This window comes from Rhodococcus sp. OK302 (assembly GCF_002245895.1).
Taxonomy (GTDB): Bacteria; Actinomycetota; Actinomycetes; order Mycobacteriales; family Mycobacteriaceae; genus Rhodococcus_F.
The window spans coordinates 5,760,117-5,780,006 of record NZ_NPJZ01000001.1 but is presented as its reverse complement, the minus strand read 5'-3'; the positions used below and the strand labels follow the sequence as shown (position 1 = coordinate 5,780,006).

Below are 19,890 nucleotides of genomic sequence, written 5' to 3'. Positions count from 1 at the left end.
GGACCGTCGAATGGCAACCGCAGTACTGAACACTCAGGTGGACTCACGTCCCGCAGCCGAGGCGTACATCGGCGGTGTGTGCTTCAAACAAGGCCCACCGCGACTCATCGGTGCCGAGGTCGAGTGGCTGACCAACGGCGTCGGCGGTGAGCGTCCGTCGTTGGAGGCACTCGCCGTTGCCTTGGGGGGACATGCTCCTACCAGCATCAACGCGCAATCGCCGGCGATGACACTTCCCGGCGGGAGTATCGTCACCGTCGAACCCGGCGGCCAGATCGAACTGTCCTCCGCGCCGCGCACGTCAGCCCGGGAAGTCTGCGATTATCTCGAAGAAGACCGTAAGGCGCTGCGCGTTCTCCTTGCTACTCAATCCATCGAGATGACAGCTGCTCCGGCGGATCGGGGGCGCCCGCCGCACCGAATACTGCAGATGCCGCGATACCGCGCGATGGAACAACAATTTGCCGACATCGGGCCCTACGGCACCCTCATGATGTGCAACACCGCCGCTGTACAAGTGAGCGTCGACGCCGGAAGTAGTCCCGAAGCAATAGCGAGACGATGGCGGCTCCTCGGCGACATCGGGCCGGCACTGATCGCCGCATTCGCCTGTTCTCCACAGCTGGAAGGGATTCCGCGAGGATCGTGGGCATCGCAACGCATGCGGACGTGGCTCGAGCTGGACGCTCGACGCACCATGGCCGTAACGGACGCGGCGGACTATCCGCGGTGGGTACTCGGCGTGCCCCTGTTGTGCGTGCAGAACTGCACCGACGATTGGACTGCCCCACGGGGCGCCACGTTTGGAGACTGGATCGACGGGGCACTCGACTCCGAGATAGGGCGCGGCCCCACCGTCGAGGACCTGGACTATCACCTGTCCACGCTGTTTCCGCCGGTTCGCGCCGTCGGACACATGGAGGTGAGGTACATCGACGCTCAACCCGGAGACCTGTGGCGAGTACCGATTGCCGCGGTCGACGCCTTGCTTTCCGGGCCCGCCGTCATGCAGGAAGCGCGAGATGCGGCAGCATCGACGGCAGGTCGGTGGCGGGACGCGGCTGAGTACGGATTGTCGGACGTCGAGCTACGTTCGGCAGCAACCTCTCTGATGTCGCTGGCGGCCTCGTATGCGCCGGATCCGGAGTTCGTGCGACTCCTCGATCGCGCGGCTGAACGATGCTGTCGAGGTCTGACGTCGATCCAGGACTTGGCGCGGGTCGAGGGACACTGATGTCGATGGATGTCACCAAGATCGAGGTTGCCGAAACTTCCGTGGTCACCAAAGAATTCACGGAAGCCGTCCTTGTGCGGTCGCGGAACCGTTCACTTCTGCTCACCGATTGCCTCGATGACACCGAACTGATTGCTGCGCACTCACCACTCATGAGCCCTTTGGTCTGGGATCTCGCGCATATCGGTAATCAGGAAGAGCTCTGGCTGGTGCGCGATGTCGGCGGCCGTGAACCGGTGAGGCGCGACATCGACGAGTTGTACGACGCCTTCAAGCATTCACGGTCTTCGCGACCCGAGCTTCCGTTGTTGGATCCACGGCAGGCACGCCACTACATACGTACGGTCCGCGGCAAGGTGTGGGACGTCCTCGCCGCCAGCACTTTCAGTGGATCGCCGCTCGAGCTGAACGGGTTTGCGTTCGGGATGATCGCTCAGCACGAACAGCAGCATGCTGAAACCATGCTCGCGACGCATCAATTGCGTTCCGGCTCAGCGGTACTCGTAGCAGAACCGCCGCCGAGTGTCCGGCGCAAGCCGCTACTGGACGAGGTGATCATTCCCTCCGGCGCCTTCGTCATGGGTACGGACGACGAACCGTGGGCGCTCGACAACGAGAGAACCGCACATCAGGTGTATCTCACCGAGTACGCAATCGACAGATTTCCCGTCACCAACGGGCAGTACATCGAATTCATCGACGACGGTGGGTACTCCCGTCCGGAACTGTGGTCGAGGGAAGGGTGGCGCCATCGCATCGACGCCAAACTTCAGGCGCCACAGTTCTGGGAACGTGATGGATCACGCTGGTGGCAAAGAGTATTCGGTATCGACAAGCCGGTGGCCCTGCGCCGTCCGGTTGTTCATGTGAGCTACTACGAGGCGCAGGCGTATGCAACGTGGGCCGGGAAACGGCTACCCACCGAGGCTGAGTGGGAAAAGGCTGCGCGGTGGGATCCGGAATCCGGTCGCTCCCGCAAGTTCCCGTGGGGCGACGCGTTGCCGGACGAGAACCGCGCCAATCTCGGCCAACGGCACCTCAGTCCCGCCGATGCCGGGGCCTACCCCGAGGGGGCGTCGGCGCACGGCGTGCAGCAGTTGATCGGGGATGTCTGGGAATGGACCTCGTCCGGCTTCCATCCTTATCCCGGTTTCCATGCCTTTCCCTATCGTGAGTACTCCGAGGTCTTCTTCGGTGGTGACTACAAGGTATTGCGGGGAGGCTCGTTCGGGACCGACAGTGTTGCCGCTCGGGGAACCTTCCGAAACTGGGATCATCCGATTCGTCGGCAGATATTCTCCGGATTTCGCTGCGCCAGAACGCTGTCCGGTCGCCCCTGACATGTGCCGACACCTCGGGTACGTCGGGCCGGTCACTTCTGTCCGCGACCTCCTGCACTTCGGATCGCATTCGCTGGTGCGGCAGTCGTGGGCACCCAACGAGATGCGCGGCGGTGGAACCATCAACGCCGACGGCTTCGGTGCCGCATGGTGGCGAGGGGGCACACTCGGTCGCTACCGCAGCGTTTTGCCGATCTGGTCGGATCTCACTGTCGAGGAAACGCTTTCGCATGTCGACTCCGGGTCCGTCATTGCGGCAGTGCGTTCCGCGACGGAGGGAATGGCAGTACAGATCGGCGCCTGCGCTCCGTTTGTGGATGATCGCTACGCCTTCAGTCACAACGGAGCTGTTTTCGGCTGGCCCGAGTCGGTTTCTTCTCTGGCTGAGGACATTCCGGCGGTTCAGTTGTTGAACATGCCGGCACCGACGGATGCCGCACTGCTGTGGACGATGGTGCGACGCCGTCTGCAGTCGGCATCAGCGGAGTCCGCATTGACCACCGTCGTCCATGATGTCGAGGCAGCGGCATCCGGCTCGAAACTGAACCTACTGCTCGGCGACGGGAACGAAATGTGGGCGACAGCTTGGGGACACACGTTGTACGCGCTCGTCGACGAATCGTCGGCCCTGATCGCCTCGGAACCATTCGACGATTCGCCCGGTTGGGAGCAAATCCCCGACAGAGCATTGGTCTGCGCCCGTCCCGGGCACCTGATCATCACCCCGATCCCGATGGGAGAACGATGAGTACCCCAATGCTCAACGTCTATCTGACCCCGGAAGACTTAGTCGACGCGCTACGCGTCGACGCCCGTGCCGGGCTGACTGCATCTCCGAAGTGGCTCTCGCCCAAGTGGTTCTACGACGCACGCGGAAGCGAATTGTTCGAAGAGATCACACAATTGCCGGAGTACTACCCGACGCGCACCGAGCGGGCCTTGCTGGCGGACTGCGCGCCGGCGATCGCCGAGTTGACCAGACCGGAGATGCTGATCGAACTGGGATCCGGTTCGTCGGAGAAGACACGCTTGTTGCTGGACGCGATGAAAGGTTCGCTGCACACGTATGTACCGCAGGATGTTTCGGTGACCGCACTGGAGGGTGCCGCTCGTCAGATCGATGCCGAGTTCCCCGATCTGGATGTTGTCGGAGTGGTCAGTGACTTCACTGGATCGCTGCATCACCTACCCAACGGCGGCAAGCGGGCAGTCGCTTTTCTGGGCGGTACTCTCGGAAACCTGATTCCGGCTGAGCGCGCAGAGTTTCTCGCCGGTGTTGCCGCAGTGCTGGATTCGGGGGAGAGCCTGATCCTCGGCGTGGGGCTGGTGACCGATCCGGCTGTGCTCGTTCCGGCCTACGACGACAGTGTCGGAGTGACAGCGCAATTCAATCTCAATGTTCTCAGCGTTCTGAACAAGCAACTGGGAGCTGACTTTCCGATCGAAGCTTTCCGTCACGTAGCCCTCTGGGACAGTGAGAACCAGTGGATCGAGATGCGACTTGAAGCGTCGCGCGATCTTTCGGTGCGTATCGAAGACTTGGATCTGGAGATCACCTTCGCGAAAGGAGAGCAGTTGCGTACCGAAATTTCTGCGAAGTTCACGGTCGACAGTATTTCCGCGGAACTCGAGGCCGCGGGATTTGCGGTGCAGAAAGTGTGGACCGATGACGATCAGCGGTTCGCGCTGCTCTGTGCGGACCGGGTGTGATCGGTGCGGCTCCTGTTGTATTGATGCCCGTGCATAACTGTCCACAAACTGTCCCGGGATGCGGGTTTCCGCATAGAACGGCATCTAGTGGACGGTTATGCGCACGCATGCAGGCGATATTTGCCCCAATTATCCCTATTGACTGTTTATAGTGAGGCTTTGCAGAACGGTTGCCAAGCTGAGGAGCACGTGTGCGTCACCCGAAATATGCTGTCCTGACAGCAGCCACTATCGCGATTCTGACAATCCCGGTGACCCAGTGCTCGGCTCAATCACTGCCGTCGTCGGGGAGCCTGGGCTCACTGAACAGCGGCTCACTGAGTAGCAGCAGCGGTTCCCTGGGCAGCTCGGAAACCCCCACCGAAGACACGCTTCCCGAGCTTTCGGTCACCACAGTCTTGGACGGACTCGATCACCCGTGGGACGTTGTGGCAGCTCCCGACGGCGCGGTGCTTACCGGGCAACGTTCGGGTGGTTTCTTCGTCCGGAGAAGCGATGGCACGACCGGGTCGGTGAGCGCAGACCTCTCGGATCTCTACGCCAAGGTGGAGACCGGGTTGATGGGAACGGCTCTCGCCCGAGATTTCGAGCAGTCGCGAATTCTCTACACCTGCCAGGGATTTCAGGGCGGGGGAGTCACTGACATCCGAATTGTGGCCTGGACGGTTGACGCAGGATGGACGGCGCTTACCCGCACCGGAAACGTACTGACGGGAATCCCCGTGGAAGCCGGTCGTCACGGCGGCTGCCGGATCCTCGCAGCAGTGGACGGTACCTTGTTTGTCGGAACCGGAGACACCGCGATGCCTACTGTTCCGCAGGATCCGAACTCTCTGGGCGGCAAGGTATTGCACATCAATGCCGATGGAACGCCGGCAGCAGGAAACCCCAACCCGGCTAGCCCGGTCTACACCCTCGGTCATCGGAACGTGCAGGGTCTGGCGGTTCAACCGGGCACCGATCGGGTGTACGCGGTGGAGCAGGGCACCGGTGTCGACGACGAAGTGAACCTCCTGACGCCCGGCGGAAACTACGGCTACCGCCCGGACCGTTTGCCCGGATACGACGAGTCCGTGCCGATGACCGATCCGAGCAGAGTGCCGGGAGCCATTGAAGCAGTGTGGCGTTCAGGCAACTCGACGCTGGCCACCGCGAGCGGCGCCTTTGTGACCGGACCGCAATGGGGAGCGTGGAACGGGGCGCTGGTGATGGGCGCATTGAAGACCAAGAAACTGGTCTTCGTGCGACTGAGTGACGACGGTCGATCCGTCGACGCTCAGACCTACGGGTTGGAGAACCAGTTCGGTCGCCTGCGCTCGGTTACTCCGACTGGCGACGGTTCACTTCTGGTCACCACGGACAACGGCACCAACGACAAAGTGCTTCGAGTGACTCCGGTGTCTTAGAAACCGTCAGTGCCAGGCGATAACCCGGCACGGTCCACCGGAGCCGCCGGCATGGGTGGGCGCACCGATCATCACGGTGGCGCCCACCGGTGGAAGCGTCGACAAATTGGCCAGGGCCTCCACCGCGTATTTGCCTGAGCCCAGTGCGTTTCGGTGAGCGCCGTAGGTTGTGCTGCGGCCGGCGACGAGGTCTGCGACGGGGATCTTCTCCACGGTGATTCCGTCTGCACTGGCATGCGCGGGCGCGTCGATGTGGGTGCCGGTGTGTTCTCCCATCCGAAGTTCGTTCAGATAGAAAGCGCTCTCAGTCAGTGAGCCCAGCGACCCTACTGACCCCAGCGATCCGCCTGTCGACGCGATACTTGCCAGATTCTTCATCTCGAACGACGGTGCACCCGGCCAGACGGGAAAATCTGTCGTCAGCACGTGAGTGAGATCGACCAGTGTGGAACCGCCAGATGGAAGCGCTGCCGGGGCTGCCGACGCGGTTCCGCGGGCGAGCGCCGTTGCGCCGAGCGCGGTAACGCCCAAAGCGGCGAACATCGATCGCCGGCTGACTTTCCGGTCTTCGCGTCCGATCGATTCGTACACCTGGGACAAGAGCCGCGGTGAGCACATCAGAAACTCCAGATCACCGGAATCAGTACCGTCGCGACTACCAGGAACCACAGGAGCAGCGGCAATCCGAGCTTCCAGTAGTCACCGAACTTGTAGCCACCCGGACCCATCACCATCATGTTGGCGGGAGTCGCAACCGGCGTCAGGAACGACGCGGCGGCGGCAACGGTCACCGTCATCAGAACCGGCAGTACCGAAATGTTCAACTCAGATGCCACGGACACTGCGATCGGGGTGATGATCAATGCCGTCGCAGTGTTGCTGATGAGCTGACCGAGTGTTGCCGTCACGAGGAACAGACCGGCGATCACGACATAGGGGCCGGAGTCGCCGACAAGGTCGACAAATCCGTTGGCCAGCTTCTCGGCCGCACCGGTTTGTTGAATTGCCGTGGACAGCGGGATCATTCCGCCGACGAGGATCAGGGTGGTCCAGGAGATCGAGCGGTGTGCCTGCTCGACGCTGATGACGCGCAGCAGGACCATCGCGCAGGCAGCGAGCAGACCCGCGATGGCGGACGGGACGATGCCGAAGGTCAGCATGATCACCATGGCTGCGACGACGGCCAGGGAGAGGACGGCGCGGGTGCCGAGCGGTGCGGCCTGCTTGCGAATCAATGCGGGCGGATCGACGACGAGGACGTTCGGGTCGACGGAGGTGCGTGCGTCCAGGTCGTCCCAGCTGCCCTGGAGCAACAAAGTATCGCCGGGTGCCAGGTGGACGCCGTTGGGTCCGCAGTTCTCGCCGGCGCGCTGGACGGCGAGGATCACGAGATCGCCGCTGTCGGTCACCATGCCGGGAAAAACCTTGTCGCCGATGATCTCCGAACGCGGCGGCACGATCACCTCGACGACGCCGTCTTCCTTGGTGATGAGCGGGGCTTCGGATTGATCGCAACCGCCCGCGATGCTGTATTGCTGCGCGAGCGTTTTTGCGTGGCGGCTCAGATCCGGGGACATCGAAACGCCCGCGCGGTGGGGGAGCACACGCGGGCCGAGAAATACTGCGATCGTGATGGTTCCGAGTACCAGCGGTGCACCGATCAGGGTGAAGTCGAAGAACCCGAACGCGCCGGCACCGGCGTCGGCGGCGGCGTCCGAGACGATGATGTTCACCGGAGTACCGGTCAACGTGAGCATCGAACCGGCGTGCGCGGCGAACGCGAGGGGGAGTAGCAACTGAGAGGTGGATCGGCCCAGCCGAACGGCCAGGACGACAACCATCGGGATCAAGGCAGCTACTGCTCCGTTGACACTGATCAACGCGGTCAGCGCCGCAACCAGCAACATGATCGCGCTCACCAACCGAACCCGCGAATCACCGACCTTGGCGAGCAGTTTCTCGCCCGCCCACGTAGTTACGCCGGTGGCGTCGAGCGCCTCACTCACGACAAACAGCGCGGCGATGAATACGACTGTCGGATCGCCGAATCCGGCCAGTGCCTGCTCCATCGAGATCACCCCGGTCGCGTACAGTGCCAGCGCTGTTCCGATTGCGATAATTCCGACCGGGATCCGGCCGATGACAAAGAGCGCCACGACTACGGCAAGCACGACAAAGGTGATGGTGATGTCATTCACGATTCGTAAAGCTACCTGCGATCGGGCAACCGCCCCGCATCGCCGTGTCGGTGGATGAGTTGAAGCCGTGCCGGGAATACAGAACGGCCCCATCTCGACAAACGAGACAGGGCCGTGGGACGGACGCGAGGGAATTAGTTGGAGGCGGCGATGCGAGCCTTCTCGAGGGCAGCCAGCGTGCGGAGCACAGTTGCTTTCTGCTTGTTGAGATCGCTCAGACGGGCGCGAGCCGGAAGGCCCTGAGCGAGTTCGGCGACCTTGATCTGCTCGTCGACGGTGCCGAGCTGATCAAGAAGCCCCAGAACGCGCGTCTGCAGCGTGTTGATGTCGACGGTGTCCGTCTTCACCGGAGCGGCTACGCGTGTCGCGGTGCCGGTGCTGGAGGGGCGAGCGGCGCGCGCGGGTGACGTGTCGGCGACGACGGATGCGGCGCGGGGGCGAATTGCCTTGCGCACGGCGGTTGCGTCGGGAAGGACGTCCATTCGGATTTCGTTGAGGACGCGGCGAGCTTCGCGGGCGGTGACGCGGTACTCGCGCTCTTCGTCGTCGTCGGACTGCAGCGTTCCGCCGAGCGGGCGCAAGCCGTACATTCCGAGGAAGCGCTTGGCGTCGTCGATGATGCCTTCGTTTTCGCGGCACTTTTCGCAGCGCGGTTCATTGCGGAACATTTCGACGGAGGTGTCGTCGCCACACCAGACACAAGATCCTGGGCGCCACCGCCGGACCGTCGGAACTGATGAATTCAGTGAATGAGATTCTGGCCGGGATTCCAAGGTTTGCGCGTCGATCACGACGAGCCACATTAGGCGAAGTTTGCGGGGCGGTGAACACCGGCCCAACATCGACCTGGGATTCTCCACGAGGGCGTGATCAAGATCATGCCGATTGTCGGATTTGGCGGTATCTGTGTGTCGCGCAAATGGTTTCGTGAAGACTGATCGGTCTGGTCCGGATGTGGGTACACCAGGCTCGGTGAAATGCGAAGGGCGCGTATCGGGGACCGTGAAAAAGTCGCCGATACGCGCCCGTGGACACGCTAGAACTATGCGCTGCCGTCGAACAGTGAAGTCACAGAACCATTCTCGAAAACTTCCTTGATGGTCCGAGCGAGCAGAGGTGCGATGGACAGAATCGTCAGCGTCGGGAACTGCTTGGACTCGGGGATCGGGAGCGTGTTGGTCGTGATGACCTCCTTGGCGCCGCAGGCAGCCAATCGCTCGGCAGCCGGATCCGAGAAGATGCCGTGGGTGGTGGCGATGATGACATCACCCGCACCGGCGTCCTTGAGAACCTTGACGGCGCCGGCGATGGTGCCGCCGGTGTCGATCATGTCGTCGATCAGCACGCAGGTGAGTCCGTTGACGTCGCCGACGACGCGGTTGGACTTGACCTGGTTCGGGACCAGAGGGTCGCGGGTCTTGTGCACGAACGCCAGCGGAGCGCCGTCGAACGCATCGGCCCACTTCTCGGCAACTTTGACGCGGCCGGCGTCCGGGGAGACGACGCAGATGTTGTCGGTGCCGTAATTCTCTTTCACGTACTGGGCGAGCTGGCCCTGCGCGTGCATGTGGTCAACGGGGCCGTCGAAGAAGCCCTGGATCTGGTCGGTGTGCAGATCGACCGTGATGATGCGGTCGGCGCCGGCGGTCTTGAGCAGATCCGCGATGAGGCGAGCGGAGATCGGCTCGCGTCCGCGGTGCTTCTTGTCCTGACGGGCGTACGGGTAGAACGGCAGAACTGCGGTGATGCGCTTGGCGGATCCACGCTTGAGAGCGTCGATCATGATGAGCTGCTCCATGACCCACGTGTTCAGGGGCGCCGGATGGCTCTGCAGAACAAACGCGTCGGAGCCGCGAACAGACTCTTCGAAGCGAACAAAGATCTCACCGTTCGCGAAATCACGCGCAGTCTGCGGAGTGACGCGGATATCGAGTTCCTTCGCCACCTGCTCAGCCAATTCGGGATGCGCTCGACCCGAGAACAACATCAAGTTCTTCTGGTTGTCGATCCAATTCGCGGTCACTGGTTCATGCCATCCTTTTGTACTTGCTGATCTGTGCGCTCTGATTCCGCAGCCGTTGCAGCTGCAACGGCTGAAGGAGTGCCGGGACGTTTCTTCTCGACCCAACCCTCGATATTGCGTTGCTGCCCACCCGAGACTGCGAGAGCCCCCGGCGGAACGTCGAATTTCAGTACCGTGCCGGCGCCGGTGTAGGCACCGTCACCTACTCGAACCGGAGCGATGAACATGGTGTCCGATCCGGTCCGGACATGCGACCCCACAACAGTACGGGTCTTGTTCACCCCGTCGTAATTGACGAAGACGCTCGAAGCTCCGATGTTGCTGTGATGGCCGATGGTGGCATCGCCGACGTAGGTAAGATGCGGAACCTTCGAATGTGCGCCGATCTCGGCGTTCTTGGTCTCCACGTAGGCGCCGAGTTTGCCGTGGGCGCCGAGGTTCGTTCCCGGGCGGATGTAAGCGAAGGGTCCGACCGTGGAGTCCTCGCCGAGCGTCGACCCGCTGGCGTGTGAACGGACGACAGTTGCTCGGGCGCCCACCGTCATATCCGTCAGAGTTGTATCCGGGCCGATCACAGCGTCTTCGCCGACCGAAGTGGTACCGGTCAGCTGCACTCCGGGAAGCAGCGTGACGTCCTGCTCGAGGGTGACGTCGCAGTCGATCCACGTACTCGCGGGATCAACGACGGATACTCCGGCGCGCATCCACTTTTCGACGATCCGACGGTTCAATTCGCGACCCAGGGTAGCGAGCTGCACACGATCGTTGGCGCCGGCGACGAGAACCGAATCCGCGATGTGCTGCGCTCGAACTCGTTTTCCGGCTCGTCGGGCGATCATGATCACATCGGTGAGATAGAACTCGTGTTGCGCGTTGTTCGAATCGAGCGATGCCAGTGCGTCGCGCAGCGTCTCGAAATCGAAGGCGTAGACGCCCGAGTTGACCTCGGTGATCGAACGCTGCGACTCGGTCGCTTCCTTCTCCTCGACGATGGCGTTGACTTCGCCGTCGGTAGTGCGCAGGATCCGGCCGTAGCCGGTGGGATCCGTAGCCGTGGACGTCAGCACCGTCACGGCGGCGGCCGGTGCGCTCGTGTGGCGCTCGAGAAGGTTTGCGATGGTCGTGCCGTCGAGGAGGGGGACGTCGGCGGCGGTGACCAGGACGGTGCCGCGGAAATCGGCCGGCAAGCCTTCGAGGCCGCAACTGACGGCGTGCCCGGTGCCCTTCTGCTCGTCCTGCACCGCGATGGTGATCGAGCGGTGCAGATCTGCGGCGACGGATGTCACGGCTGCGGCTACTCGCTCACGATCGTGTCCGACGACGGTCACGAGATGAGTCGGATTAAGGGCCGCCGCGGCGTGGAGTGAATGCGCGAGCATGGTTCGGCCGGCGAGAGTGTGCAAGACCTTGGGAGTTTTGGACTTCATCCGAGTGCCTGCACCCGCTGCGAGAACGATCACGGCGGTTTGCACTGGTTTGAGCTCCCTCTATAGATCAACAACTGCGGCAGATCATCAACTACCAGCTCCGCCGCCAGGACTCGAACCTGAACTATCTGAACCAAAATCAGAGGTGCTGCCATTACACCACGGCGGACTGCCACGCTCTCCGTACCTTTCGGTGGATTGCGCGAGAGAATAATCGCATGCCGACCCCACGTAGGTCGAACCGCTCCTCGGTTTCGGGTCGCGAGGTGCCGATAGGCTTGCTTCCACAGGTGCGGTAACAACCGCCCGACGGCACGGTGGAAAGAGGCAGTCATGGCAACGGTTCCCGGTCCGACGGGCGGTGACCGCGCACCCGAGCGAGCGATTCGGGTCCGGATGACGGGCACCCAGCGTCGCCAGCAGTTGATCGAGATCGGTCGGGCGCTCTTTGCCGAGCGTGGATACGAAGCAACCTCGATCGAGGAAATCGCTCAGCGTGCCAACGTGTCGAAACCGGTCGTCTACGAACATTTCGGCGGCAAGGAAGGTTTGTACGCCGTCGTGGTCGACCGGGAGATGTCGAGGCTGCTGGAGATGGTCACGTCTTCGCTGTCCCAGAATCGCTCGAGAGTTCGAGTCGAACGGGTTGCGTTGGCTTTGCTCACGTATGTCGAGGAACATACCGACGGCTTCCGGATCCTGGTTCGCGATTCGTCTGTCGTGGCGCCCAGCGGTACTTATTCCAGTCTCCTCAACGACGCGATCAGTCAGGTGGGATACCTCCTGGCCGGGGACTTCTCGCGGCGTGGATTCGACCCCGGACTAGCAACGATGTACGCGCAGGCGCTGGTCGGAATGGTGTCGACGACGGCTACGTGGTGGCTCGACGAGCGCTCGCCGTCCAAGGAAGTCGTAGCAGCGCACTTGGTGAATTTGTGCTGGAACGGGCTCACCAATCTCGAGGCCGACCCTCAATTGGAGGGTTAACGCAGGCGTGCCTGTCGGTAGAACCGGGATCGCAGTCTAAGCTGTGTTGGCTGTATCACGATCGTTTGATGGACAAATGCGATTTGTTTGTAAAGGTGCGCCGAAAGCTGGACCGTGCCTTCCATTTTGACGCTGTGAACGGGTGAGGGTCAGGATGCGTTCGATGTGTGGTTATTGGAGGCCGGATCGATGGTGAGGCAGGAACGGGCGGAAGCCACCCGTGATTCGGTACTGCGCGGAGCGGCGGGCGTATTCATACGTCTGGGGTACGCAAACGCCAGTTTGAGCGAGATCATCGCTGAATCGCAGGTGACCAAGGGGGCGCTGTACTTCCACTTCGGTTCCAAGGAAGAGCTGGCCAGGGCGGTGATCGATGAAGGTGCGGCCCGGTTCGACGCCAAATGCGAGCTGTGGTTGGACCGTCGGACACCGGCATTGGAATCGCTGATCGGCATATCTTCGGTGACGGTCGACATCGGTGCACACGACGTGCTGGTTCGGGCGACATTCCGTTTGCTGGTCGAGATCGGTGACTACCGGGGATCGGGGCCCGCAACATTCGACGTCTGGCTCGACATCTTCCGGGAACTCGCCAGTCGCGCTGCCGACGAGGGCGACTTGCGTCATGACGTCGATTCATCGGACATTGCACGTTTCTTGCTTCAGATGGTGTCGGGTGTCCGATTGGTAGCGGCGGCGACCGGAACTGTGCGCGAGTTGTCCGAGTCGATGAAGTCGTCTTGGAACATGGTCCTGCCGGTTGTCGTGCCTGAGTCGAAGGTCGAATACTTCCGTCAGTTCGCTGCACGACGTCTTGGGACTGAACACTGAGCTCAGGCTAGGTGTAGGCAATCGCGGACGGGTGTTTCCGGGGTTCGGAAACCGCTGCTCTCGTTGTGTTCCCGAGTTTCGCTCTGTGGGCATTTCATGGTGTTGGCACTTTGAAACAAACCAAGAGTATGTTTGATGGGTAGTTGAATGTCCGTCGGTCCGATCTTGCTGACCATCTGGACGTTGCGGTATGTTCTCTGGGTAGCCAGGCAGTTGCTGCACTGATCGGGTTGGTCATGGCGGACGGGTTCGACGACAGCAAGTCGGTGTAGCGGGCGGTGTAGGGGGCCGCCCGGTACACCGATGGAAGGGGTAACCAGATGAGCAGTGGGCGCATGCCGGCCGTCGACCCTCGGGATGTCGAATCTCGAGACTTCGGACCTCGGATTGGTTGCGACGTCGTCAACGTTGTCGACATCAGTCGGAGTATCGATCTTTTCGGACGTCGTTATCTGGAACGGACGTTCACAGCGCACGAGTTGACGACGTGTGACGGTCCGGCCCGCGATCAACGACTGGCTGCTCGCTTTGCGGCCAAGGAAGCGGTGGTCAAGGTTCTCCGGCCACTCGACTCGGCGCTTCCGTGGAATTCGATCGAGATAACGCGAGAACTGTGGGGGGATGTGGAGTAGTACTTTCCGGTGAAGCGGCGAAACTTGCCTTAGCGCAAGACCTTCAAGATTTTCAAGTATCTATTTCGCATGAGGCGGACGTCGCCATCGCAATGGTGATTGCCACGCGCTGCGACATTTCGCAAAAAACAGAAGGACGATGTCACCGATGAGTGATCAGGCAATTCGCAAGGTGCTCGTGGAGCACGGTCGGCTCGCAGTCGACGTCAGTACGATTGATGTGGAAGCCGATCTTTACGAATTGGGGTTGACATCCCACGCCAGTGTCAATGTGATGCTGGCACTGGAAGATTCGTTCGATATCGAATTTCCGGACGAGTTGCTGCGCAAGAGTACATTCGCGAGCGTCAAATCGATCGAAGACGCATTGATCGGTCTGGGTGCCGCGTGAGCATGCCGATGTCCGAGTTAGTCGTCGGAACCGCCCACGAACGAGCGCGACTCGTTGCGGACGAGGTTGCCGCACTGTGGGCCGACGAGGTCGACACAGAAGCGCGCTTTCCCGCAGAAGCAGTTGCTGCGATGCGTACACAGCGGTTGCTGTCCGTGGCCGTGCCGACGGAGTTCGGCGGTGAAGGGTTGTCCTTGCGTGAGGTCGCCGAGATCGCACGGATTCTCGGATCACGCTGCGCCGCCAGCGGAATGATCTTCGCGATGCATCAGACCCAGATCTATTCGTTGGTCAAGCACGGAAATACCGAGGCACTTCGGGCATTTGTTGTCGAGGTCACTGCGAATCAATTGTTGCTCGCATCTGCAACCACGGAACTGGGTATCGGCGGAGATGTCAGCCGAAGTTATTGTGCGGTCGAAGATCTCGGTGGTCATTTGCTGTTGATCAAGAATGCACCTGTTATTTCGTACGGCGAGGACGCAGACGCGATAGTCGTCACGGCTCGCCGAACACCGGAAAGTCAGCCTAATGACCAGGTGCTCGTCGTCTGCCGTCGAGCTGATCTGACGCTGGAGAAGACTACCGACTGGAATACCCTCGGACTGAGGGGCACGTGCAGTGCCGGATATATCCTTCGAGCCACCTCCACCCCGGACATGGTGGCGAAGACACCGTATTCCCAAATCTCCACCAACACCATGCTTCCGGTCTCGCATGTGGTGTGGAGTTCGGTCTGGCTGGGTATTGCGGATGCAGCGCTCGAGAAAGCGCGCAAGTATGTGCGTGCAGCAGCCCGGAAGCAGCCGGGAGTTTCATCTCCCGGTGCTCTACGGTTGGCCGAAACTGCAGCTGCAGCACAGCAATTCGCCGATCTTGTCGATTCATCTGCTCGTCGGTACGACCTCGCTACGCAGACCCGAGACGGGTCCGACGAGCTGGCAACCACCGATAGCGTCGGTTTTGCGTTGTCGATGAACAACTTGAAGGTCACCACGTCGATCTCGGTGGTGGAGATCATCGGCCAGGCAATGCTCATCTGCGGGATCTCGGGTTATCGCGAGGACAGCGAGTATTCGCTCGGTCGGCATCTCCGTGATGCACACGGCGCCGCGGTAATGGTGAACAACGATCGAATTATGGCGGGGTCTGCCCAGATGGCTATCGGATACCGAGGAACACTGTGACGACTAGTACCGAAACTGATGTTTTCCCTTCTGAACTCGACCTTGCCAGGGCGGAGTTTCAGCGAGAGTTGTTGGCAGGCGGCCTCCTTATCAAGACTGATGTGGACGGTTTGTACGGACGCTCCGGGGTTTTCGAGGACATCATCGACGGCATCGATCGCGTGGTGGTGGCAGCAGGTCCCGGGTCATCGGCGACACGCCTGCGCTTTCCTCCTGTTTTTCCGCGGACCAGTTTCGAACGGACCGATTACATCGCGTCCTTCCCGAATCTGACCGGTGCGATCAACACGTTCACCGGAAGCAATCTTGATCACGCTCAGTTGCTCTCTGATCGTGCAAGTGGTGAATCGTGGGACCGCTACCTCCGGCCGACCGAGACCATGCTGGTCTCCGCTGCCTGCCATCCGGCCTATGCCCAGTACTCGGGCGTCCTCCCCGAGGGTGGAGTGCTGCTTGATATCTACGGTTTTTGCTTCCGTCACGAACCCGCGATTGACCCGGCGCGTATGCAGGCGTTCCGGATGCACGAGTTCGTGACCATCGGCGATGCCCACGCGGCGGCCGCTCACCGTGAAACCTGGATCCGACGCGGACTCGGGGTCCTCGACGAACTTGGCCTCGAGGCCACGCCGGTCATTGCAAATGATCCCTTCTTCGGGCGGGCCGGCCGTATGTTGGCCGCAAACCAACGCGAAGAAAATCTGAAGACGGAGTTGGTCGTTCGACTCTACGGCGACCACGACGAGGGCACTGCGATCGTCTCGTCCAACAATCACCTCGACCACTTCGGCCAGACGTTCGGAATTACGACGTCCGATGGCGAGGTTGCTCACAGTTCCTGTGTCGGATTCGGAATGGAACGTATTGCTTTGGCGCTCTTGCGGACACATGGCTTGAAGGTCTCAGGCTGGCCGGCAGAAATTCGCGGACGTATGGGTTTGTGATGGCACGCCTCCTGGATATTGTCCCCGACGGGTACTCCTCGCACGCCATTCACCGCGATGATCGAGTGTGGGCGCAGACCAACTGCTACCTGGACTTGTGGATCGAGGTGCTGCATTCGCTCGGGCTTGACCCGGTGCCGGCCTTGGCCTGTGCTTTTTCGTCGCGGTTCGACGGTACGCAGTGGACTTTTCTGAAGCTCAAGGCCGAAGACATTGTGGCGCTGTACGGAATCGACGTCGCAGAGATGAATGTCTGGCGAGCTCCGCTGGTACATATCGAGGACAATTTCGAGGCGGGGATGTTGTCGACCGTGGAGGTCGACGGCTATTGGCTTCCCGACACATTGGGGACGAGTTACCATGAGGCGCATACCAAGACCACGATCGTTCCCAATCGGATCGATCGGGTAGCGGGAGAGCTCGAGTACTTCCACAACAGTGGATACCACGTTTTGCGGGGTGAAGATTTCTCCGGTGTTTTCGACCTCGATCGTTCGAGTTTGCCGTCGTTCGTTCCTTACGTCGAACAGATTCGACTCGCTCCAGGCTATGCAATGAATGCCGGGAACGTCGCGGAAGTTGCGCGTCGAAATGTTGCAGTCCGTCCGCCGGGAAATCCGGTGCGCGAGTTGGGCCGACGAGTGGTCGAGGATTCCGAGTGGGTCCAGGCGGCAGGTATGGATGCGTTTCATCTCTGGTCCTTCGGTTTGTTGCGTCAATGCGGTGCCAGCGCTGAACTTGCGGGCGATGTCAGCGAATTTCTCGACACGGCAGGGTTTTCCGGAACAGTGGAGGCTGCCGCAGGCTTTCGCAAGGTTGCTGCGGGAGCAAAGAGTGTTCAATTCCAGATGGCGCGTGCGGCGAGGGGACGCGCCGTGGACCCCCGTGATCAACTCGACGAGATGGCCGTGTCCTGGAAGAATTCCATGGAAATCATTACGTCCATCGTCGGAGTCGAATCGCAGCGCCACCTCAGGCTGGTGTGATGGCACGCTACTCTCGAGCAGATTTGCTTGACGGAGCAGATTGGCGTTGTATCGCAACAGATCCCGGGGTGGTTTCGAATCCGGCTGAGCTGGCCGCGATCGCCGGGGAGTGGCACCGGGCGACGGTACCGGGAACCGTGGCGGGGGCGATTCGCGATGTGGATGGGCCCGGGCCCATTGATATCAAGTCGCTCGACACCATGGACTGGTGGTTCGTTACTCGGGTGGCCACGACCGGTGAGGGGTCGTGGCTGCTCCACTTCGACGGGCTGACAGCTTTTGCTGATGTCTGGGTAGACAACACGTTGACCATCTCGTCGGAATCGATGTTCGTTCCCGGTGAAGCGATCGTGACTCGTGATACGACGAGCGGGCGTGAGATCACGATCGCCATCCACTTTCATTCGATGGCAGCGGTATTGAGTTCCCGTCGACCACGCGGCCGGTGGCGTTCGGCTTTGGTCCGCGAGCAAGGGTTGAGGTGGATTCGTACGACCATGCTGGGGCGGGCGGCGGTGTTTTCCGGAGTTCCGGTTCCGGTGGGGCCGTGGCGAGGCGTCCGATTGCTTGATACCCACAAGGTTGGTGTTGTTTCGCGGGTGTTGGAGGCCAGCGTCAATGACGATGCAGGTCAGGTCGAGATCACCGCACGGCTCTCGGGTTTGCCGAGCGGTGTCGTGGCTGTCGCGGTCGTTGTCGGTGCGGTACGTGGGTCGCTCGCCGTCAAACCTGGCAGAGACGGACTGTCCGACGTCACGGGTGTCGTCGAGATTCCCGACGTGGATCTCTGGTGGCCGCACACGCATGGCGTCCCGCACCGGTACCCGGTGTCGATCGAGGTCGGCGGAAAGGTGTTCGAGCTGGGGAACGTCGGTTTTCGCAGCCTCGAGGTTGATCGAACGGCGGGCGGATTTCGCCTGTCGGTCAACGATATTGACGTGTACTGCCGGGGCTCGCTGTGGGTGCCTACCGATCCGATCTCCTTCCAGTCCGAGACCTTGACAACTCAGGTGCTCGAACGGTGCGCCGGCGCCGGCGTGAACATGCTTCGGGTTCCGGGAACCATGGTGTACGAGAGCGATCATTTCTGGAACGAGTGCGCGCGGCTGGGTATTCTCGTCTGGCAGGATGCGATGCTCGCGACGCTCGATCCGCCGGACACTGCAGAGTTCTTTGCGCTGTTCTCAGCTGAGATACGTACGTTTCTCCGGCGCGTCGGCGGTAATCCGGCCCTCGTGGTCTTCTGTGGTGGAAGCGAAACCGAGCAGCAACCGGCCATGCTCGGTTTGGTCGATCAGAAGATCTCGATCATTCACTCTCAGTTGCCGTCGTTGATTGCAGATCTCGCACCCCACGTCGAATACGTGACGTCGTCGCCGTCCGCTCCGCCCGAGCGAGAAGAGTTGGTTACCCACGTCGGTAGCGGTATCGCGCACTACTTCGGAGTGGGTGCATACCGTCGTCCGCTCGACGACGTGACGCGCGCGCGAGTGCGATTTGCGGCAGAGTGCCTGGCATTTGCGATTCCGCCTTCCAACAACGTGATCGAATCCGCATTCGGTTCTGTTTCGGCAGCGGGGCACCATCCGGCGTGGAAAGCGGCGGTTCCGCGCGACAACGGTTCGTCGTGGGATTTCGAAGATGTTCGCGATCATTACGTCAAGACGCTGTTCGGAGAGGATCCGAGCGAGGTGCGCTGGTCCGATCCCGAACGGTATCTCGACCTGGGCCGGGCAGCGATCTGTGAAGCGTTCGGCGCAGTCCTCGGCCATTGGCGTCGAGCAGATTCCGGATGCGACGGAGCCCTCACCCTGGCACTGATGGATCTTGAACCGGGGCCGGGATGGGGAGTCCTCGATTGGCAGGGCACCCCCAAAGCGCCGTGGTACGTGCTTCGGCGCTACTCGAAACCACTGGCTCTCATCGTCACGGACGACGGAATGGATGGGCTTCGTCTCGATGTCCTGAACGAGACTGCGCAACCGGTCGTCGGCGAAATCCGCATCCGGGCGCACAGCCGGTCCGGGATCGTGCCGGTGAATGCCGTCGCCGCGGTCAGGATCGAGGCTCACGGAAGCCAGAGCCTGTCCGTCGACACCGTCGTGGGACGATTCACCGATCTCACTCATGTTTTCAAGTTCGGCCCGGCCAATTATGATGCCGTCACGGTCACCCTCGAAAATTCCGAGGGCATGGTGCTCGACGAGGTGGTGCACCTGTTGGGGAGCGTCGCCAGGCCTTTGGAACGCTCGTTGGGACTCTCGGCAATTGCACGCTCGGTCGGCGAAGAGGAGTGGGTCGTCGACGTTACGTCCGAAGGCACGGCGCAGTACGTTTCGCTGGACCTGCAAGGATTCGATCCGGAGGATTCCTGGTTCCATCTGGCACCCGGAGGCTCGCGGACAGTGAGGTTGCGCCGCGTCGGTCAAGCGAAGATGGTGATCGGTCGGGTGAGGGCGCTCAACTCACATGCCAGCGTGGCGGTCGCGCCGCCGACGGTGGCCGATCCTCCTCGAGTGTCGACACCGAAGCGGGTTCCGCGTAGATAGGGCGCGCTCGCGGATAGAATCAACTCGGTGTCACTCACTCTTGAA

The 19,890-nt window shown here is 61.3% G+C and carries 19 protein-coding genes and 1 tRNA gene; 14 read left to right on the top strand and 6 right to left on the bottom strand.

The window, feature by feature from the left end; genetic code table 11:
• Window positions 1-10 precede the first annotated feature (10 nt).
• The 5 genes from egtA (at window position 11) to BDB13_RS26345 (ending at window position 5,690) form a co-directional block, all read left to right on the top strand.
• Window positions 11-1,234 (top strand): ergothioneine biosynthesis glutamate--cysteine ligase EgtA, encoded by a 1,224-nt coding sequence (gene egtA / locus BDB13_RS26365; RefSeq protein ID WP_094274382.1) that lies wholly within the window; start codon window positions 11-13, stop codon window positions 1,232-1,234.
• Window positions 1,234-2,574: an ergothioneine biosynthesis protein EgtB gene (egtB, locus tag BDB13_RS26360; protein WP_176459672.1), complete on the top strand. Its 1,341-nt coding sequence runs from the start codon at window positions 1,234-1,236 to the stop codon at window positions 2,572-2,574. Before egtA ends, egtB begins: the two co-directional genes overlap by 1 nt.
• A 1-nt stretch (window position 2,575) precedes the next feature.
• The gene (gene egtC / locus BDB13_RS26355; protein ID WP_094274381.1) at window positions 2,576-3,322 is read left to right on the top strand and encodes an ergothioneine biosynthesis protein EgtC; all 747 of its coding nucleotides are present in this window, start codon (window positions 2,576-2,578) and stop codon (window positions 3,320-3,322) included.
• Entirely contained in the window at window positions 3,319-4,284 is a 966-nt protein-coding gene (gene egtD, locus BDB13_RS26350; protein ID WP_094274380.1) for an L-histidine N(alpha)-methyltransferase, read from the top strand. The genes egtC and egtD overlap by 4 nt, the downstream gene beginning before the upstream one ends.
• 191 nt (window positions 4,285-4,475) lie before the next feature.
• Complete coding sequence (locus BDB13_RS26345; RefSeq protein WP_094274379.1) at window positions 4,476-5,690, top strand: PQQ-dependent sugar dehydrogenase; 1,215 nt, start codon at window positions 4,476-4,478, stop codon at window positions 5,688-5,690.
• 6 nt (window positions 5,691-5,696) lie between these two features.
• Here the strand turns inward: BDB13_RS26345 and BDB13_RS26340 are convergent, their stop codons facing one another.
• The 6 genes from BDB13_RS26340 to BDB13_RS26315 all read right to left on the bottom strand — a co-directional run bounded on the left by BDB13_RS26340 (window position 5,697) and on the right by BDB13_RS26315 (window position 11,507).
• Window positions 5,697-6,308: a cyclase family protein gene (locus BDB13_RS26340; protein WP_094274378.1), complete on the bottom strand. Its 612-nt coding sequence runs from the start codon at window positions 6,306-6,308 to the stop codon at window positions 5,697-5,699.
• On the bottom strand, window positions 6,308-7,888 hold the full coding sequence (locus tag BDB13_RS26335) for an SLC13 family permease (protein WP_094274377.1): 1,581 nt from the start codon (window positions 7,886-7,888) through the stop codon (window positions 6,308-6,310). Before BDB13_RS26335 ends, BDB13_RS26340 begins: the two co-directional genes overlap by 1 nt.
• Before the next feature lie 134 nt (window positions 7,889-8,022).
• Complete coding sequence (locus BDB13_RS26330; protein ID WP_206041052.1) at window positions 8,023-8,691, bottom strand: hypothetical protein; 669 nt, start codon at window positions 8,689-8,691, stop codon at window positions 8,023-8,025.
• 239 nt (window positions 8,692-8,930) lie between these two features.
• Window positions 8,931-9,911, bottom strand: coding sequence for a ribose-phosphate diphosphokinase (locus BDB13_RS26325; RefSeq protein WP_094274376.1), 981 nt, complete (start codon window positions 9,909-9,911; stop codon window positions 8,931-8,933).
• Window positions 9,908-11,383 (bottom strand): bifunctional UDP-N-acetylglucosamine diphosphorylase/glucosamine-1-phosphate N-acetyltransferase GlmU, encoded by a 1,476-nt coding sequence (glmU, locus tag BDB13_RS26320; protein WP_094274375.1) that lies wholly within the window; start codon window positions 11,381-11,383, stop codon window positions 9,908-9,910. The genes BDB13_RS26325 and glmU overlap by 4 nt, the downstream gene beginning before the upstream one ends.
• Before the next feature lie 53 nt (window positions 11,384-11,436).
• A tRNA-Gln gene (locus BDB13_RS26315) sits at window positions 11,437-11,507 on the bottom strand.
• Between the two features lie 164 nt (window positions 11,508-11,671).
• Between BDB13_RS26315 and BDB13_RS26310 the strand changes: the two genes are divergently transcribed.
• The 9 genes from BDB13_RS26310 to BDB13_RS26275 all read left to right on the top strand — a co-directional run bounded on the left by BDB13_RS26310 (window position 11,672) and on the right by BDB13_RS26275 (window position 19,845).
• Complete coding sequence (locus tag BDB13_RS26310) at window positions 11,672-12,325, top strand: TetR/AcrR family transcriptional regulator (protein WP_094274374.1); 654 nt, start codon at window positions 11,672-11,674, stop codon at window positions 12,323-12,325.
• Between the two features lie 189 nt (window positions 12,326-12,514).
• Complete coding sequence (locus BDB13_RS26305) at window positions 12,515-13,156, top strand: ScbR family autoregulator-binding transcription factor (RefSeq protein WP_094274373.1); 642 nt, start codon at window positions 12,515-12,517, stop codon at window positions 13,154-13,156.
• A gap of 143 nt (window positions 13,157-13,299) precedes the next feature.
• Window positions 13,300-13,428, top strand: coding sequence for a hypothetical protein (locus tag BDB13_RS33160; RefSeq protein ID WP_254922971.1), 129 nt, complete (start codon window positions 13,300-13,302; stop codon window positions 13,426-13,428).
• Window positions 13,429-13,476: 48 nt separating this feature from the next.
• Window positions 13,477-13,788: a holo-ACP synthase gene (locus tag BDB13_RS26300; RefSeq protein ID WP_254922970.1), complete on the top strand. Its 312-nt coding sequence runs from the start codon at window positions 13,477-13,479 to the stop codon at window positions 13,786-13,788.
• A gap of 148 nt (window positions 13,789-13,936) precedes the next feature.
• Window positions 13,937-14,179 carry an acyl carrier protein gene (locus BDB13_RS26295; RefSeq protein WP_094274372.1) on the top strand — a complete coding sequence of 81 codons (243 nt, stop codon included), beginning with the start codon at window positions 13,937-13,939 and terminating at the stop codon, window positions 14,177-14,179.
• Between the two features lie 8 nt (window positions 14,180-14,187).
• On the top strand, window positions 14,188-15,366 hold the full coding sequence (locus BDB13_RS26290; protein ID WP_254922969.1) for an acyl-CoA dehydrogenase family protein: 1,179 nt from the start codon (window positions 14,188-14,190) through the stop codon (window positions 15,364-15,366).
• Complete coding sequence (locus BDB13_RS26285) at window positions 15,363-16,310, top strand: amino acid--[acyl-carrier-protein] ligase (RefSeq protein ID WP_441347218.1); 948 nt, start codon at window positions 15,363-15,365, stop codon at window positions 16,308-16,310. The genes BDB13_RS26290 and BDB13_RS26285 overlap by 4 nt, the downstream gene beginning before the upstream one ends.
• Complete coding sequence (locus BDB13_RS26280; protein WP_094274369.1) at window positions 16,310-17,296, top strand: DUF1839 family protein; 987 nt, start codon at window positions 16,310-16,312, stop codon at window positions 17,294-17,296. The genes BDB13_RS26285 and BDB13_RS26280 overlap by 1 nt, the downstream gene beginning before the upstream one ends.
• Window positions 17,296-19,845 (top strand): glycosyl hydrolase 2 galactose-binding domain-containing protein, encoded by a 2,550-nt coding sequence (locus tag BDB13_RS26275; protein WP_094274368.1) that lies wholly within the window; start codon window positions 17,296-17,298, stop codon window positions 19,843-19,845. The genes BDB13_RS26280 and BDB13_RS26275 overlap by 1 nt, the downstream gene beginning before the upstream one ends.
• The last annotated feature ends 45 nt before the right edge of the window (window positions 19,846-19,890 follow it).

What these genes read in the sequence shown, in the direction of transcription:
- egtA (WP_094274382.1), top strand. Translation starts at nt 11, where the DNA reads ATGGCAACCGCAGTACTGAACACTCAGGTGGACTCACGTCCCGCAGCC.
- egtB (WP_176459672.1), top strand. Translation starts at nt 1,234, where the DNA reads ATGTCGATGGATGTCACCAAGATCGAGGTTGCCGAAACTTCCGTGGTC.
- egtC (WP_094274381.1), top strand. Translation starts at nt 2,576, where the DNA reads ATGTGCCGACACCTCGGGTACGTCGGGCCGGTCACTTCTGTCCGCGAC.
- egtD (WP_094274380.1), top strand. Translation starts at nt 3,319, where the DNA reads ATGAGTACCCCAATGCTCAACGTCTATCTGACCCCGGAAGACTTAGTC.
- BDB13_RS26340 (WP_094274378.1), bottom strand. Translation starts at nt 6,308, where the DNA reads ATGTGCTCACCGCGGCTCTTGTCCCAGGTGTACGAATCGATCGGACGC.
- BDB13_RS26330 (WP_206041052.1), bottom strand. Translation starts at nt 8,691, where the DNA reads ATGTGGCTCGTCGTGATCGACGCGCAAACCTTGGAATCCCGGCCAGAA.
- BDB13_RS26310 (WP_094274374.1), top strand. Translation starts at nt 11,672, where the DNA reads ATGGCAACGGTTCCCGGTCCGACGGGCGGTGACCGCGCACCCGAGCGA.
- BDB13_RS26305 (WP_094274373.1), top strand. Translation starts at nt 12,515, where the DNA reads ATGGTGAGGCAGGAACGGGCGGAAGCCACCCGTGATTCGGTACTGCGC.
- BDB13_RS26300 (WP_254922970.1), top strand. Translation starts at nt 13,477, where the DNA reads ATGAGCAGTGGGCGCATGCCGGCCGTCGACCCTCGGGATGTCGAATCT.
- BDB13_RS26295 (WP_094274372.1), top strand. Translation starts at nt 13,937, where the DNA reads ATGAGTGATCAGGCAATTCGCAAGGTGCTCGTGGAGCACGGTCGGCTC.
- BDB13_RS26290 (WP_254922969.1), top strand. Translation starts at nt 14,188, where the DNA reads ATGTCCGAGTTAGTCGTCGGAACCGCCCACGAACGAGCGCGACTCGTT.
- BDB13_RS26280 (WP_094274369.1), top strand. Translation starts at nt 16,310, where the DNA reads ATGGCACGCCTCCTGGATATTGTCCCCGACGGGTACTCCTCGCACGCC.
- BDB13_RS26275 (WP_094274368.1), top strand. Translation starts at nt 17,296, where the DNA reads ATGGCACGCTACTCTCGAGCAGATTTGCTTGACGGAGCAGATTGGCGT.